The following is a 16,543-nucleotide window of genomic DNA, read 5'->3' as shown; positions in this document are numbered from 1 at the left end:
TACTAGCTAGGCTTCGATGTCCTTGTGTAGGTGCTTGTAAATCGTCTCTGCCAACTTCGGCCCGACCCCCGCTACCTCCTGCAATTGCTCAAGCGAAGCCTTGCGAATCTGTTTGACACTGCCGAAATGCTTCACCAGTTCTTTTCGCCGAGCAGGCCCCAGCCCCGGTACGTTGTCCAGTACTGATGCTCTCATCCGTTTCGAACGCTGCTGTCTGTGATAGGTGATCGCGAAGCGGTGAGCTTCGTCTCGTATCTGTTGCAGCAGGTACATACCCTCGCAGTTTCTGGGCAAAATGATTGGTTCATCGTCATCGGCAACCCAGATTTCTTCCAGTCGCTTTGCCAGCCCGATGAGCTGTACATCCACGATACCAAGCTCATCGAATACCGCCTGTGCTGCGTTTACCTGTGGTTTTCCGCCGTCGACGATAAACAATTGTGGTGGATAGGCAAATCGTTGATTGCCGGTGGAAGCAACCTCACTCGCCTCCTCCGCAAACATCATCTTGCTTACTTCTTCGTCGGGATTGGCGAGTTTGTCCTCGTGGTAGCGCTTAAACCTCCGTCGAGTGACCTCAGCTATCGATCCAACATCATCGGAGCGCCCATCGCCGGCTGCTTCTTTAATTTGGTATCGCCGGTAATCGTTCTTCTTCGGCAGACCATCTTCAAACACAACCAGCGACGCCACAACGTCTGTGCCCTGAATATGAGAAATGTCGGTGCACTCAATTCGTAACGGAGCTTCATCCATGCCAAGCGCCGACTGAATATCCTGCAATGCCTGTGAACGGGCAGTGAGATCGCCTACGCGTTTCAGCTTGTGCTGATGGAGTGCTTCAGCGGCATTGCGGTGGACTGTCTCCAGCAACGCTGCTTTGTCGCCACGTTGCGGCACGCGGATGTCAACCTGCGCACCTCGAAGCTGTGTCAATAGCGTAGAGACGTCGGCCAACTCTTCTGGAAGTTCCGCAACAAGGATTTCACGCGGCACCGGAATACTCGGCACCGCTTCGCGATGCGATTGCTTATCGACGCCCCTTCGTCGGAATTGCTCTGTAATTTGCAGGTCTTCTTTTCGCTCCTGGGCGTCACGCTCAACGGCATCTGAGTAGTACTGAACCAGAAAGTCCTGCATCAGTGTGGGAACTGCAGGGTCCTTTTCCCCCTCTTCTAACCGGTCCAAACTGCCGGGTTCGTCGCCGGTCTTCTCAACGACCCAGCCTCGCTGGGCACGAATGCGACCACCACGAACGTTAAAGATTTGCACAGCTGCTTCCAGCTCATCGCTGTCCATAGCAATGATGTCAGCATCCGTATCACTGCTGAGCACTACGGCTTGGCGCTCCATCACTTTGTCCAGTGCGCCAAGGTCATCGCGAAGACGCGCTGCCTTTTCAAACTCGAGTTGTTCTGCCGCAGTAGCCATTTGCTGCTTGAGGGATCTGACAACGTGCTCTGTTCGTCCGCCCATAAACGAGAGGAACCCGGCAACAATCTCGTCATATTCCTGTTGATCAACACGTTGTACGCACGGTGCCGAACACTTATCGATGTAGCCCAACAGGCATGGTCTCCCGAGCGACTCATGTCGATTAAACACACCGTTCGAACAGGTACGAATCGGAAACACTCTCGTCAATAGATCAAGCGTTTCGCGTACGGCCCACGCGTGCGAGAACGGCCCAAAGTAGCGGACACCTTTTCGTTTCGGCCCCCGGTAGAAGAATGCCCGGGGGTAGCGCTCTTTCACGCTCACAGCGAGCATGGGATACGTCTTGTCATCCCGGTACATGACGTTGAACCAGGGATCAAATCTCTTGATCCACGTGTACTCAAGCTGCAGCGCCTCGACTTCGCTCGCTACAACGGTCCACTCCACGGAGCTGGCGGTAAAAACCATCTGGCGCGTTCGCGGATGGAGCTGCGCCGGAGGCTGGAAATAGTTGCTGAGTCGAGCTCGCAGGTTCTTCGCCTTACCGACGTAGACGACGCGACCATGAGGGTCGCGAAACTTATAAACACCTGGGTCGGTGGGGATCGTCCCTGGAGCCGGACGGTAGGAAGTGGGATCAGCCAAGACGCTCCGCGCTCCCTATTCTGACGGCATGTACTTAGCTTCGAGCTCGCGGAACTCCGCAACTGCCTGCAACGCTAACTCTTTATCTGCAGCCTGAATCGCCCACAGCGGAACGTATTCAAAGTCCGGAAGCTCTAGCCGGGCCATTCGGGCGCCCTTTGGGAACGAAAGCCCGTAGATAACTAGCCAGGGATAAAATCGCGTCCCGATAATGTTGGCTACCTCGACGCCGTCCTCATTGACCTGGACGCACGGCCGCGTCAACACCAGCCAGGTCAGAATCGAGAGGATGATACCGACTCCAACGAAAGCAAACTTGTCGAGCCACGTAATTGTGAGGCCCGAAAATTCCACGTCAACGACAGCGGCCATGAAGATGTGCACGGCCATCAGCACAAGAATGCATACAGCTGCGACTTTCTTCAGAAATGGGGACCGAATCGTCAGCTCCCACGGCTTAGTCGAGATCGAAGCATGTGGGTCTAGTGCGTTGAGGTATGCAAGCTCCGCTTCATCAATCTTGCGTGCAACCGACTGTTCTTCGCTCACTACTCTTTACTCCTCGCTGCCGTAGCACACGCTACGTTCTTTCAGTTATGAATCTTTCTTCGGGGTCGCTCGGACTTTTTCAAGCTCGATGAGGGCACCGATTGCTGCCTGCACGGCTTCCGCGCCCTTGTCTTCCTTCGCGTCCTCTCCACCAGCACGCTCGTAGGCCTGGTCTTCTTCTTCGACGGTGAGTACTCCGTTTCCGACCGGCGTTGATTCGTCGAGTGCGATGCGGGTCAACCCTGCGGTCACCGAGTCACAAACATACTCAAAGTGCGCCGTCTCACCTCGAATTACGCACCCTAGCGCTACGACAGCGTCGTAACGCTGAGCACAGGCCTGCACCACAACCGGCAATTCTAACGCGCCAGCGACGGTAAATTCCGCATACTTAGCACCCATTTCTCGGGCAGTCGAGATCGCCCGGTCCCGGAGACGCTCCACGATTTTCTGGTTCCACAGTGTCGAAACAATGGCGACTGTATAGCCCTCGCCACTTATCGTCTGCGCATCAGGTGCACCGACACTTGCCATCTAATCGTCCTCCTGCTCAGTCCACGAAGCAGCCAACGGGAGATCATGCCCCATGCGCAACTGCTTGGTTCGTAAATACCGGATGTTCTCGTGAGTAGGCACAATTTCGATTCGAGCCCGCTCTTTCACGATCGGACCGAAGCCGCTGAGCGCTTCCACCTTTTCCGGATTATTGGATAACAGTGTAAACGAAATAATACCAAGGTCTTTCAAAATCTGTCCGGCAACCGAATACTCGCGGGCATCGACGGGCAGCCCCTGCTCAAGGTTGGCATCAACGGTGTCAAGGCCCTGGTCTTGCAGGCGATAGGCCTCGAGCTTGGCGAGGAGACCGATACCGCGACCTTCGTGCCCGCGAACATACACGAGCACACCACAACCCTTTTCTTGAATCCGACGCATCGACTCGTGGAGCTGCGGACCACAGTCGCACCGCTTCGACGCAAAGGCATCCCCCGTCAAGCACTCGGAGTGAACCCGCACAAGTACATCGTCACAGTTCGCGACGTCCCCGACTACCAATGCGATGTGCTCGGAACCATCGATGCGATTGCGATAACCGTACGCGGCAAACGTACCGAACTCGGTCGGCAACTTGGTTTCGACAGTGCGCTCGACTGTCATCTCATGGCGGCGTCGATAAGCAATAAGCTGCTCGATGGAGATCATCTTGAGACCGTGCCGGTCGCTGAACTTGCGCAGTTCATCAAACCGCGCCATATCCGTCGGATCCTCCTCGGACACAATTTCGCAGAGCACACCGCACGGAGTAAGTCCTGCCAAGCGCGCGAGATCGATTGAGGCCTCGGTATGTCCATCCCGCGTGAGCACCCCTCCCTTGCGTGCGCGCAGAGGCACGATATGGCCCGGACGAGTGAAGTCGTGCGGCCCGTACTTCGTATCGACGAGGCGTCGAATAGTCTCAGCTCTCGATGTTGCGGAAATACCTGTCGATCCTGTCGCTGCATCGACAGTGACCGTATAGGCGGTACCTCGTGCATCTTCGTTGTGCGCCACCATCGGTGGCAACTGCAGTTCATCTGCGCGCTCGTCCTCGAGCGGGACGCAAATGTATCCGGAGGTGTATCGCACCATAAACGCTACGAGCTCTGGGGTTGCGAACTCGGCGGCGAAGATGAGGTCCCCCTCGTTCTCCCTATCCTCGTTGTCAACAACAACGACTGCTTCACCGCGAGCAATAGCTGCTACTGCATCTTCGACGGTGTCTAGCTGCGAATTACGTCCAACGGAGTCCTGAGGAGCATTCATGGAACCCAATGTTAGTGCCTCACCATGTTCTCAACGTATTTGGCAATGATATCGACTTCGATGTTGACCGAATCACCTGATTTCCATGAGCCTGCGGTTGTCGCCTGTAGGGTCGCAGGGATGAGCGAAACTTCAAACCAACCATCTCCTACTGCAGAGACGGTCAACGAGATCCCGCTGATCGTGATAGAGCCCTTTTCCACCACGTACTTTCGTACTTTTTCAGGGAGCGAAAACCGCAGTACGTCCCAGTGCTCACCAGGCGAGCGATGTTGAAGTGTCGCCACTGCATCGACGTGCCCCTGCACAATGTGACCACCAAGTCGGTCTCCCACTGCTAGTGCGCGCTCAAGATTGACCAGGGTTGCTTCCTTGTATTCACCGATACGGGAACGACGCAAAGTTTCAAGCATGACGTCTGCAGTAAAAGAATTTTCTGTGGCCTCAACTACTGTGAGACACACCCCGTCGACAGCAATCGAGTCTCCAAGTTCCACTCCTGCAAGTACGGTCTCTGCGCCGATACGGATCCGAACTGCGTCGTCGAGTGGCTCGATTGACGCCACCGAACCAACTTCCTCAACCAGTCCTGTAAACACTATGCAGTCTCCATTTCTATCAATACGTCCTCGCCAAGTTGGTGCACGTCGCAGATCTTAAATTCGAATGCGTCGCCTATCGTACGCGCCAGTGCAGCGTCCAGCACCGAGCGACCTTGGCCTAGCAGTTTTGGCGCAATATATGCTTGCACCCGGTCGACAACACCGCGGGTAAAGAAGCTGCTGAGGAGATTCGCTCCACCCTCAACAAGTACGTCACGGCAGCCAAGTTCCCAAAGTTCTGCGCATGCTGCCTCAGGGGTCGGATACTGCAAAAAGCCTAGCTCGCGTAAGTTTCCTTCGGGCACTTCTCTCGTGCCGATTACAACGCGGCGAGGCTGGTGCGGATACAGGCTTCCATCCGGTCTACGCGCGGTGAGCGAAGGATTGTCAGTGATCGCGGTTCCGGTCCCAACGATGATGGCGTCGCGTTGAGCGCGGTCACGGTGCACGAACTGGCGCGCCTCAGGTCCGGTAATCCACTTGCTGGAGCCGTCAATCGCTGCGGTGAACCCATCCAACGTCATCGCAAACTTCGCGGTCACGCTGACCCGATTGTGGCGTATGGAGGAAATCCAAGGCTGAAGGGCTTCAACGCGGTAAGGCTCGAAGCGGACGTCGATACCCGCGGCTTCAAGCCGCTGAGCACCGCCTGTAGCGAGAGGATTCGGGTCAGCCGTGAGATACACAACCTTGGCAACACCCGCAGAAATCAGTGCCTCTGTGCACGGGCCAGTTCGTCCAGTGTGGTTACACGGCTCCAACGTGACAACGGCTGTAGCGCCTTCTGCACGAGCTCCTGCCTTACGAAGTGCTTGAACCTCCGCATGTGGCCCGCCGACGGGGGCCGTCGCACCGGTAGCGACTAGAACTCCGTCTGGGCTATACAACGCACATCCAACTGGTGGATTGGGACTCGTAGTCCCGCGGACTGCATCCCCTGCTGCGATAGCTGCTTCGATCACGCGACGCCAGCCGCTTCCTTTGCCATCCGACGCAGCGTATCTACTGCTTCAGCGGGATTATCTGCGCCGAATACTGCGGATCCAGCCACGAAGGCGTCCACACCGGCCTCGGCCGCCTGAGCAATTGTGGAGTTGGCGATGCCACCATCGATCCCAATTACCGTGGACAAGCCAGCAGCGCGAATGTGGTCACGCAGGGTAAACACCTTCGAGAGCACTTCCGGCATGAACTTCTGTCCGCCAAAACCGGGCTCCACACTCATCACGAGCACTTCCTCGAAATGCTCAAGATCGTCGAGGTATGGCTCGATTGGTGTGCCCGGTTTAATAGCAAATCCCGCCTGCACGCCTAATTCACGGCACTGCTTCGCAGCAGCGACGTGGTCATTCGTTGCCTCGACGTGGAAAATCATTCGATCACCACCAGCGTTGGCATAGGTCTCGAACCACTGCTCAGGTTCCTCGATCATGAGGTGCATGTCGAGAAACTGGTCGGTCACCCCGTTGACTGCTTTGGTCACATCCGGACCAAAAGAAAGGTTCGGCACAAAATGACCGTCCATGATGTCTACGTGGAGCATGTCGGCGTTCGGAACTTTCTCAACATCTTCGCCGAGAGCTGCATAGTTCGCGGCGAGGATGGACGGCGCAATATAAATCATGCCTCTACCCTAGTGTTTTCTTGCGAAGAACTGCGAAGAACATTGCGTCAGTTCCGTGGCGGTGTGGCCACATCTGCACACTACGATGTGGACCGACGTTTTCCATTGGCGCAACAAGTTGCTGTGCGTCGCACTCCTCGACTTCGCCTGTGGCCAGCACAGCGTCAACGATGCCTCTGGTCTCCCGAATATCTGGCGAACATGTCGAGTACACGATTACGCCACCAGGTTTTGTCGCAGTAATGGCTGTGTTGAGCAGCTTGAGCTGTAGCTGGGTGAGCGAAGCGATATCTGACTCGTGCTTCGTCCAGCGTGCTTCAGGCCGACGCCTCAACGATCCGAGGCCGGAACAGGGGGCGTCGACAAGCACTCGGTCGTATCCAGACTCGAGCTCAATGGTTGTCGCGTCCCCTGTGCGAACACTGACCGGCAAACCTTTCGTCGCCTTCTGCACAAGCTCCGCACGGTGAGGCGCAACCTCGACTGCATCAACGCGTGCACCATCAATTGCCGCCAAGGAACCGATGAATGCAGCCTTGCCACCCGGGCCTGCGCAGAGGTCCAACCAGCGTCCCTGGTCGTCAGCGACGGTCGCTTGGACAAGTGCCCGTGCTATCAACTGAGAGCCTTCGTCTTGTACCGCTGCGAAACCATCACGTACCGGCTGCAGCTCACCTGGGTTCCCCTCAGGCAAATACACGGCATACGGGGAGTACTTGCCAATGTCGCCACCAGTGATGAGTGCCAACTCCTCCGCGGAGATCTCGCCGGGCCGTGCGACAAGATGCACGATGGGACGCTCCGAGTCAGCTTCGAGGGCCTCGGCCAGCTCCGGATCATCTGCTTCAACCCCTAACGCCGTTGCAAAAGAACGAGCAATCCAAACAGGATGCGCGTGCTCGAACGCGATGCGCTCCAGTGGCTCATTGGGCTTGCAGGTGTCTATCCAGTGCTTCGAGGGTTGCCGACTCATCGTTCGCAGCACCGCATTAACAAAACCTTTCGCGCCCTGTTTCCCAGCGCCGATAACCAAGCGCACAGAAGTATCAACCGCGGCATGCTGCCCGACTCTGGTGTACAGCAACTGGTAAGCGCCTAATCGCAGAGCTGCGCGTACCTCAGCATCGAGATCAGCAATAGCGCGGCTCGAGCACTCCTGAAGAACTGCATCAATCACTCCGAGCGATCGCAGTGCTCCATACGTCAGCTCCGTGGCAAATGCAGCATCCTTGCCGCGCACCTTGTGTTCACGGAGTATTCCTGGCAAGACCAAGTTCGCGAACGCCCCGTCTATGTCGACGCGCATCAGCGTCGACCACGCTGCCTCACGAGCAGGGTCACCAATATCAACCTTTGGCGCTTGCTGGTTGGTTCGCTTTTGTGCAACCTTCGCCGTCTTCTTGCTTACTGTCGCAGGCTTACGACGCCCCGCAGACCGGGATCGGAACCCTCCGCTCATACAAATTTCACCCCTGCCTCAATAGTCTCGGTTGCGAGCCCGCGCCCCCACGCATCTGCAGCCATACGCTTCTTCCCAGGCGGTTGTATCTCTTGCAAGATCACATCGACTGTCCCAGTCCCAACTCGCACCCGATTCTTTTCGACGGCCACTTCGCCCGCGCCAAGCGTATCCGAGTCACCGATCGACACCGGCCCGATTTTGACACGCTGCTCACCGAGCATTGTCCACGCACCAGGTCCTGGCGTGTATGCGCGGATCGTACGATCAACTACTTCGGCGTCACAATCCCACTGAATCCGAGCATCCTTGCTCTGAATTTTCGGGGCATATGTGCCATCCACGGGCTGTGGTTCCGGTACTATGCTGCCACTGGCGAGACCATCCATCGTGGCAACAAGCAAGTCAGCACCCTCGTACGCAAGCCTGGTCAAGAGATCGTCCGCGGTATCGGTAGGCAAAATCGCTTCCTCAAACGTAGCCAGAACTGGACCTGTATCGAGTCCCTCATCGATGCGGAATGTCGTGGCACCGGTCGTCGTCAATCCCGACAAGATTGCAGCCTGGACTGGAGCTGCTCCCCGGAGCTCAGGCAGAAGCGAGAAGTGGAGGTTCACCCACCCGTGCTGAGGCAAGTCGAGCAGCTCAGGTGGAACAAGGTTGCCGTACGCTACTACGGGAATCGCATCTGGAGCAATCGCACGTAGACGTTCGACGATTTCTGCATTACCACGCAATGTCTTCGGCTCAAGTACTTCAATGCCATGCTCAAGCGCAACTTTCTTAACGGGCGACGGGTGAAGCGTCCGCCCCCTCCCCTTCGGCGCGTCAGGGCGCGTGAGCACCGCAACTACTTCATGCTCTGAATGAAGCAACGCCTCCAGCGCCACGACTGCAGGTTCTGGCGTCCCAGCAAACACAATACGCATTACCGTTCCTTCCACCACGTTGATGTTCGAACTTGTGACATAGCTTGTTTCTTTTCTTCCGCAGACAGACGCTCCAAGAACACAACGCCGTCAAGGTGGTCAGTCTCGTGCTGAATGCACCGCGCGAGGAGTCCTGTTCCCAGGATCGACAACGGATGTCCCTCTGCGTCGACACCGTTGCAGACTACGGAGCGATATCGCTCCACATCGGCCCTAACACCGGGAATGGACAGACACCCTTCAGTACCCAGCTGACTATCCCCAGAAAGCGGCGACCACGACGGGTTCACAATGTGTCCCCGAAGCCCCTGGCAATCGAAGACGAACACCCTCTGGCTGTGGCCAATCTGATTTGCAGCCAAGCCAACACCACCTGCGTTATCCATTGTGTCGAACATGTCATTGACCAGCGTGCGAATCCGAGCGCCAAACTCAGTAACCTCTTGAGCTACTTCATTGAGCACAGGATCCCCGAGCAATCGAAGCCTGCGAACTGTCATGGATCGATAGTCTACCCACCTCTCGGCTCCACGGGCGCAACACTATCCAATATGCAGAGGGTCAACCTGCACCCGCAGCGGTAAATCCTGCTTGCGCGTCGCTCTACTGATCACTCCAGCCCGTAAAGCACGACCTAGCTCATTCCGTTCTTGCACTGCGCACCTCACCAGCATGCGCTGCGCAGGGCCGAACTGCTGCTCGTCCCAAGTGCCAGGTAATGAGACCCCGCTCGGTAAGTCGACAGGCCCCAATAACTCAGCAGCTAAAGGAAGCGTCGTATGTGCGAAAAAATCTTCCAAAGCGACACGTGGTGCGTCCACCACTGCTACGTGAGCAGCTGGCGGAAACGAAACCTCTCTTCGATGTCCAAGCTCAAGCGCCGCATAGCCGGACGGATCCCAGCGCAGGAAGAACTGCACAACCGCAATTCCCGGATCAGCGGTCACGACGACCTCCCCGCCGCGTTCATGGGGCTCAACCAGCGCTGCAGCCGCTATCCATCTCGAATATGTCTCTTCAGCTGCTCGCAAGTCTGGACGTTGCAGCAGCGCCCACGCATCCATCAGCACCGCTGCTCCGTACCCGCCTTCCACTACGGGTTCCGCGCCGGGCGTGGCTACAACAAGCTGTGCCTGAGGCTCAACCTCAGCGAGTACCTTCTCGCCCGAGGAGTTCCGCACACGAACATGAGGAAATGCTCGGCCAAGCTCCTCTGCCGTCCGGTCTGTGCCCAATACCACTGCGCGCAGCTTTCGCGAACCACATGCAACACAACGATAAGACGGATCTATGCGGCCACACCACCGGCAGGTTGGTGCGGAGGCATCCCCACTTTGTGGCAACTCGAGCGGTCCATTGCACGCACGACACCGCGACGGAGTGCGGCAATCACCGCAAGCCAGCGCACGAATGTATCCAGCACGAGGCACCTGAAACAGCACCGGGCGATTACGCTCAAGAGCCCGCTTTGCTGCTTGGAACGCCGCAGAAGGAAGCCTTGCTTGCCTTGCACGTGGGTCACGTTCTAGTGCGATGTCGGAATCCCCCGCTGCATAGATCCGCGGCATCCGCTCTCGAATCGTGCCTTTCGACGCCTCCAACCCATGCATCCAACCCGATTCGACCAGCATTTGGGTTTCTGCAGTTCTTGCGACACCACCGATGATTAAAGGGACGTGCTCAAGCGCGGAGCGCGTCGTCAAGACCTCGCGAGCATGCACATACGGCTCACGCGGGTCAACAAGATTGTCGTTGCCATCATCCATGAGCACAAGCAGTCGAAGATCCTGTACCGGCGCAAACGCGGCAGAGCGAGTCCCCACCACGATTCGGGCCTGCCCATGCAATGCCGAAAGATATCGTGAATACCTTGCCTGCGGACCCTGTGCAGAAGTGAGCGTGCTTATCTGCCGAGGCCCGACCACCTTCTTCAACTGTGCTTCGAGGCTATCTACATCTCGCTGGTCCGGTACGACGATGAGTGCTCCGCCACCGTCAAGCGCGACTTTTGCAGCCAAAGCAGCAACAGGACCTGCCCACGGAGCACCTGGTGCAACCTGCCACGCTGCTCGCACTAGCTTTCTGGCAAGCACAGCATCGACGAATGATTCACCGTATTGATATGTACTCCATCCCGAAAGATCTGGCTCGGTGGCCTCACCAAGCTCCGCCCAAGGTGTAGAAGTGTCTGTCTCTTCAGCTTTCTTATGCCGAGGAGGGATCGCTGAGCGATAGATATCAGACCTGACGCCGGCATAGCGCTCAGCGAGTGCGTCGACAAGCTGGCGTAACTGGATTGGAGCGACAACCTCCGATGAAATCACGCGCTCGAGGAACCGCAAGTTACCTACATGCTCAGGGGCCTCCGTCCGGCCAAGAATCAACCCATCAACAAGTCGACCAGCGAACCGCACCCGCACCCGCGTTCCCGGCTGCGCATCTTCTGACTGCTCTTCAGCTACGTAGTAGTCAAAGGTGCGGTCTAGATGTGCCAACCCAAGCTGCGGTAGCACCTTAGCGACAGGAAGGAAGGTTGCGGGCTGCTTCGACATTCAGCCGTGCCTTATACCCCTGCTGCAGCGCGCAGGTCATCTACCTTGTCCAAACGCTCCCACGGCAAGTCGACATCCGTGCGCCCAAAGTGACCGTACGCAGCCGTTTGGGCATAAATTGGGCGAAGCAAGTCAAGTTCTTTGATAATTGCGGCCGGACGAAGATCAAAGACCTTCTCCACAGCCTGCTGAATTGACTCGTTCGTCTGTCCTTCAGCTGCGGTGCCAAACGTCTCAACGTAGAGGCCAACCGGGGTTGCTCGCCCAATCGCGTACGCTACCTGCACCTCGACGCGGTCTGCTAAACCAGCTGCACAAATATTCTTGGCAACCCAACGAGTTGCGTACGCAGCAGAGCGGTCAACCTTTGATGGATCCTTGCCGGAAAACGCACCACCGCCGTGCCGGGCCATGCCACCATATGTGTCTACGATGATCTTTCGCCCAGTCAACCCGGCGTCTCCCATCGGGCCCCCAAGCACAAACGAACCCGAGGGATTAATCAGCAGCTTGGTGTCATCCGTGTAGAACTTCTCTAACCCAGCGTCAGCGATTACCCACTCGAGCACATGGGTACGGAGCGCGTTCTCGAGTTCCTCTCCGACGAAGTCCGGGTCGTGTTGCGTGGAAATAACCACGGTATCCAGTGCCACTGGGGTGTCGCCGTCGTAAGCGAACGTCACCTGAGTCTTACCGTCCGGGCGCAAGCCCACAACGGTGCCCATCTTTCTCACCTCGGTCAAGCGTCGCGCAAGTCGGTGCGCAAGCGCAATTGGTAGCGGCATGTACTCTTCGGTTTCATTCGTAGCGTAACCAAACATCAGCCCCTGATCACCAGCACCTGTTTGGTTGAGCGCTTCGATGGTGTCGTTCTCGCGCGACTCCTGAGAAAAACTAACGCCGTCCGAAATTTCAGCAGACTGATCGCCGATGGCGATGTTCACTCCACATGTACGGCCATCAAAGCCCACCTCCGACGAAGAAAACCCGATTCCGACCAACTTGTCGCGGACAATCTTGGCGATGTTTGAGTAAGCCTCGGTTTGTACCTCACCCACCACGTGCACCTGACCGGTCGTCACTAAGGTTTCTACAGCGACACGCGAGGACGGATCCTGCTTGAGCATGTCGTCCAAAATCGCGTCCGAAATTGCGTCGCAGATTTTGTCGGGGTGACCTTCAGTCACCGATTCACTGGTGAATAAACGGTAGTACGTACCAGTATCACGTGTAGACAAAGCGGTCTTCCTTTTGCTCTTTCGTTCCTACAGAGAATGGCCAGCGAAGACGTACCATCGCCAACCGTTGATGCAATGCACCTTAGAGTAGACCACTCGGTCTAATAATTCAAACGTCGTTTCTACATGTGGAGTGACTCAACCTTATCCAGCAGGTGCACTGCAACTTCCAGCTTTGTACCATGCGGAATCGCCTGTTCCCGACCCGAACTATCAAGGAACCACCCCTGATTGTGTGCCTGCCCGAAGACAGCTCCCTGCGCCACCGAATTCACCATCAGACCGTCCACTCCCTTGCGCTGCAGCTTGCGCCGGGCGTTCTCAAGTTCGTTATCGGTCTCCGCAGCGAACCCAATAATCGTCGCAGAGGTAAGCCCCTTTTTCCTCATCTCACCAAGTCCCTGCAAAATATCGGGGTTTGCAACCAGGTCCACCTGAGAAAGCTCTTGACTGTTGCCATCTTTCTTCAGTTTCTTCTGCGCCGCATGCCGTGGCCTCATATCAGCTACAGCAGCAGCCATAACGATGATGTCGGCTTGTGGAGCAAGGCTGCGCATCGCCTCATTCATCTGGAGAGCAGTAGTGACACGATGTATCTCAGCACCAGCGGGGATGCTCAAGTGGTCAATGGCACCGGCGACGATATCAACGTGGGCACCTCTTTGTGCCGCAATCTCTGCCAGAGCAAAACCTTGCTTGCCGGAGGAATGATTCCCCAAGAATCGGACAGGATCAAGTGGCTCCCGAGTGCCTCCGGCACTGATCAACACTCTTTTACCCTTGAGCGTTTGCTCAATTGGCCTGGTAGCAGCCACGGTCTCTGTCAGCTTGACAATCTGCGAGGGGTCGAGAAGCCGACCTGCCCCACTGTCCTTGCCCGTCAGCCGCCCATGCGCTGGCTCCAGTACGGTGTACCCCCGAGAGCGAAGGACCGACACGTTGTGTTGCGTAGCGCGATTGTTCCACATCTCAGTATGCATTGCCGGAGCGAGCACGACGGGACACGTTGCCATGAGCAGTGTGGAAGTTAAGAGATCATCAGCGCGCCCACCAGCCACGCGCGCCAGAAAGTCTGCAGTAGCTGGAGCCACCACAATGACGTCCGCATCCTGCCCGATTCGTACGTGCTGCACCTCATCAACGCGCGAAAAAACATCAGTGTCTACCGGAGCGCCAGACAGCGCCTCAAAAGTGGCCGCACCTACAAACTTCAAGGCGTTTTCTGTCGGAATAACCCGTACGTCAACCCCTTGCTCGCGAAATCCGCGAACAATCTGACAGGCTTTGTACGCTGCGATACCGCCCGAAACGCCAACGACTACCTTGCTCACTTCGTTCATAGCAAAAGAGTGTACGCAAAACCCCGCAGCCGCTTCCATTAGGGAGCCACTGCGGGGCAAGTGTGTGATATGAGGGTGCGGGGAGTTACATGCCCTCTTCGTGCTCGAGCAAACTCGAGTTGATCTCACGAAGCGCGATCGAAAGCGGCTTCTCACCCGGCTCTGGCGTCACCAATGGCCCGATGAACTCAAAAACGCCCTCGTCTGAGTTCTGGTAGTAGCTGTTGATTTGGCGGGCGCGCTTGGCCGCAAAGATTACCAAGGCGTACTTCGACGAAACCTTCGTCAGTAGCTCATCAATCGGGGGTGCGGTAATACCATCAGGGGTGTCGTATGCTTTTTCTTCCGCGTCGCCCGCAGAGCCATCTTGCAACAGATCGCTGTTGATCGTGCTCAATTCAACCTACTTCTCGTTGTACTTCAATTAATTGTCAGTGTCTCGGCCGTCAGACCCCACAAGAAGGTCCACTATAGCAGCGACAGCGTCATCGATGTTGTCATTGACCACGACGTTGTCGAATTCGTCCTGTGCCGCAATCTCGTTGCGGGCAGTTTCCAGACGACGCTCGATCACCTCTTGCGTCTCCGTGCCCCTGCCAGTGAGTCGCTCTACAAGAATCTCCCACGACGGCGGGGCCAAGAACACGGTGGCCGCCTCGGGCATCAAGCCTTTGATGTTTCGAGCTCCAACCAAGTCGACTTCGACGAGGACTGGCCGACCAGCCTCCAACGCCTCGCGCACTGGAGAAGCTGGAGTACCGGAGCGCTGGAGCCCTCCATGGATATCTGCCCACTCAAGCATCTCGCCCGAATCAATCTTCTGTTGGAACTCATCGGGCGTAACAAAGAAGTAATCCTTGCCGTCCTGTTCGCCCGGCCGAGGTGCGCGCGTTGTCATTGAGACAGAGAAGTACAGTTCAGGAACTTCTGTGCGCAAGCGCTGCACAACGGTTGACTTCCCTACCGCTGACGGGCCGGCCAGAACTACGAGATTACCGCGTGAAGTGGGAGTCGACACTGGATTAGTCCTCGGAGAAACCAAAGCGCTCAAGCAGGGCACGGCGCTGACGGTCACCCAGACCGCGCAGACGACGCGTCTGTGCAATCTCAAGCTCTTCCATGATCTCGCGAGCCTTCACCTTGCCAACCTTTGGCAGAGCCTCCAGGAGCGCAGAGACCTTGGTCTTACCGATGATTTCATCGGTAGCTGCCTTCTCCAAAACCTCAGCGAGGTTCGTGTCGCCGCGCTTCAGCGAAGCCTTCAGCTCTGCACGCTGCTTACGCGCTTCTGCTGCCTTCTCAAGTGCTGCCTTGCGCTGCTCATCGGTCAACTGTGGAAGTGCCACGGTTTCCTCCATGTAGATAGTAGTTCTATTGCTCCAGTGCTTTGGCACCGGACCGCGATTTACCAGCCCCGATAGTACCGGACTAAGCAAGCGGCTCCGAGCCAGTGTAGCACTAGGAAGTTTTCTTCATGATGTATTGCATGGCGTTTAGCCACGTCAACGCATCGACGCAACTAAACTACCAGCAATTATGCAATCTGGTAAATACGAGCTGTCCCTATTGCCAATTCGCCTGGTCAACAGCACGTTTTCGCAGTTCATCTGGGTCCGGACCAGCAGTAAGAATCCCACGTGACATATTGGGATAAAACTGCCCAACTCTCTTCCCCGCGATCTCACGAACGTCGTTAAAGCTAGCCCCTTGTGCGCCAACGCCTGGCATAAGAACTGGCCCAGTAAACCTCGAAAGATCAAGCGCGTATGAGAGCGTCGCCCCCACCACAATCCCCACATCTGAACGGTGCGTGCTATTCAGCGCCTCACAGGCATCAACCATCTGCTGCGCGATTGTTACACCGTCTATCTGTTGAGATTGGAACTCCTGCGCCTCCGGGTTCGAGTTAGCAGCCATAACAAATACTCCTTTCCCATACTCGAAGGCAGTGTTGATTGCAGGGGCAAGGGAACCAACGCCAAGAAACGGAGTCAGCGTGAGGGCATCCACTTCTAGGGGCGATCCCGGTCGAAGCCAAGCGTCGGCATACCCTTGCATTGTCGAACCGATATCCCCTCGCTTCGCATCTGCTATCACAAGCGTTCGTGACTCCCGGAAGCGTTGAATGAGTCGCTCTAGGACGCGGAAGCCTGCGGATCCAAATCGTTCATAGAACGCGACCTGTGGCTTGACCACAGCTGCATGGCCGGCAAACGCCTCAACACAGGCATCGGAAAACGCGGCAAGGCCATCTACGGTATCTGGGAGACCCCACTGCTCAAGGATCTGTGCATGCGGGTCGATGCCCACACACAGCTGCCCGTGTTCACGGGCAGCACTGTGTAAGTCGAGCGCAAAGGACACG

General features: G+C 56.6%; 17 protein-coding genes. All 17 read right to left on the bottom strand.

Features of this window, described 5'->3' with window-relative positions:
- Positions 1–6: 6 nt before the first annotated feature.
- Complete coding sequence (uvrC, locus tag QP752_RS04810) at positions 7–2,082, bottom strand: excinuclease ABC subunit UvrC (protein ID WP_284804674.1); 2,076 nt, start codon at positions 2,080–2,082, stop codon at positions 7–9.
- A 15-nt stretch (positions 2,083–2,097) separates the two neighbouring features.
- Complete coding sequence (locus tag QP752_RS04805) at positions 2,098–2,631, bottom strand: PH domain-containing protein (RefSeq protein ID WP_252930861.1); 534 nt, start codon at positions 2,629–2,631, stop codon at positions 2,098–2,100.
- Between the two features lie 45 nt (positions 2,632–2,676).
- Positions 2,677–3,165, bottom strand: a complete 489-nt coding sequence (ribH, locus tag QP752_RS04800; RefSeq protein ID WP_071572598.1) for a 6,7-dimethyl-8-ribityllumazine synthase — start codon at positions 3,163–3,165, stop codon at positions 2,677–2,679.
- On the bottom strand, positions 3,166–4,434 hold the full coding sequence (locus QP752_RS04795) for a bifunctional 3,4-dihydroxy-2-butanone-4-phosphate synthase/GTP cyclohydrolase II (RefSeq protein WP_070977199.1): 1,269 nt from the start codon (positions 4,432–4,434) through the stop codon (positions 3,166–3,168).
- Positions 4,435–4,445: 11 nt separating this feature from the next.
- Entirely contained in the window at positions 4,446–5,033 is a 588-nt protein-coding gene (locus tag QP752_RS04790; protein ID WP_070362415.1) for a riboflavin synthase, read from the bottom strand.
- A complete protein-coding gene (gene ribD, locus QP752_RS04785; RefSeq protein WP_070362414.1) occupies positions 5,033–5,998 on the bottom strand; it encodes a bifunctional diaminohydroxyphosphoribosylaminopyrimidine deaminase/5-amino-6-(5-phosphoribosylamino)uracil reductase RibD in 966 nt (321 codons plus the stop codon). Before ribD ends, QP752_RS04790 begins: the two co-directional genes overlap by 1 nt.
- Complete coding sequence (gene rpe / locus QP752_RS04780; RefSeq protein ID WP_070362413.1) at positions 5,995–6,660, bottom strand: ribulose-phosphate 3-epimerase; 666 nt, start codon at positions 6,658–6,660, stop codon at positions 5,995–5,997. Before rpe ends, ribD begins: the two co-directional genes overlap by 4 nt.
- A gap of 4 nt (positions 6,661–6,664) precedes the next feature.
- Complete coding sequence (locus QP752_RS04775; protein WP_284804673.1) at positions 6,665–8,119, bottom strand: RsmB/NOP family class I SAM-dependent RNA methyltransferase; 1,455 nt, start codon at positions 8,117–8,119, stop codon at positions 6,665–6,667.
- Positions 8,116–9,048, bottom strand: a complete 933-nt coding sequence (gene fmt / locus QP752_RS04770) for a methionyl-tRNA formyltransferase (RefSeq protein ID WP_070477064.1) — start codon at positions 9,046–9,048, stop codon at positions 8,116–8,118. Before fmt ends, QP752_RS04775 begins: the two co-directional genes overlap by 4 nt.
- Positions 9,048–9,548, bottom strand: coding sequence for a peptide deformylase (gene def / locus QP752_RS04765; protein WP_070477062.1), 501 nt, complete (start codon positions 9,546–9,548; stop codon positions 9,048–9,050). The genes fmt and def overlap by 1 nt, the downstream gene beginning before the upstream one ends.
- 42 nt (positions 9,549–9,590) lie before the next feature.
- The gene (locus QP752_RS04760; RefSeq protein ID WP_070477060.1) at positions 9,591–11,600 is read right to left on the bottom strand and encodes a primosomal protein N'; all 2,010 of its coding nucleotides are present in this window, start codon (positions 11,598–11,600) and stop codon (positions 9,591–9,593) included.
- Positions 11,601–11,611: 11 nt separating this feature from the next.
- Positions 11,612–12,838 (bottom strand): methionine adenosyltransferase, encoded by a 1,227-nt coding sequence (gene metK, locus QP752_RS04755; protein ID WP_070477058.1) that lies wholly within the window; start codon positions 12,836–12,838, stop codon positions 11,612–11,614.
- Between the two features lie 122 nt (positions 12,839–12,960).
- Complete coding sequence (coaBC, locus tag QP752_RS04750; protein ID WP_083290776.1) at positions 12,961–14,178, bottom strand: bifunctional phosphopantothenoylcysteine decarboxylase/phosphopantothenate--cysteine ligase CoaBC; 1,218 nt, start codon at positions 14,176–14,178, stop codon at positions 12,961–12,963.
- Positions 14,179–14,263: 85 nt separating this feature from the next.
- Positions 14,264–14,566, bottom strand: a complete 303-nt coding sequence (rpoZ, locus tag QP752_RS04745; protein ID WP_240492815.1) for a DNA-directed RNA polymerase subunit omega — start codon at positions 14,564–14,566, stop codon at positions 14,264–14,266.
- A 36-nt stretch (positions 14,567–14,602) separates the two neighbouring features.
- Positions 14,603–15,196, bottom strand: coding sequence for a guanylate kinase (gene gmk, locus QP752_RS04740; protein ID WP_070362405.1), 594 nt, complete (start codon positions 15,194–15,196; stop codon positions 14,603–14,605).
- Between the two features lie 4 nt (positions 15,197–15,200).
- Positions 15,201–15,524 carry an integration host factor, actinobacterial type gene (mihF, locus tag QP752_RS04735; protein WP_070363511.1) on the bottom strand — a complete coding sequence of 108 codons (324 nt, stop codon included), beginning with the start codon at positions 15,522–15,524 and terminating at the stop codon, positions 15,201–15,203.
- 217 nt (positions 15,525–15,741) lie between these two features.
- Complete coding sequence (pyrF, locus tag QP752_RS04730) at positions 15,742–16,542, bottom strand: orotidine-5'-phosphate decarboxylase (RefSeq protein WP_070477054.1); 801 nt, start codon at positions 16,540–16,542, stop codon at positions 15,742–15,744.
- Position 16,543 lies beyond the last annotated feature (1 nt).

The sequence above is a fragment of the Corynebacterium sp. UMB10321 genome (assembly GCF_030228725.1).
Classification (GTDB): Bacteria; Actinomycetota; Actinomycetes; order Mycobacteriales; family Mycobacteriaceae; genus Corynebacterium; species Corynebacterium pseudogenitalium.
The sequence above is the reverse complement of the archived record's forward strand: the minus strand, read 5'-3'. Positions and strand labels throughout refer to the sequence as shown.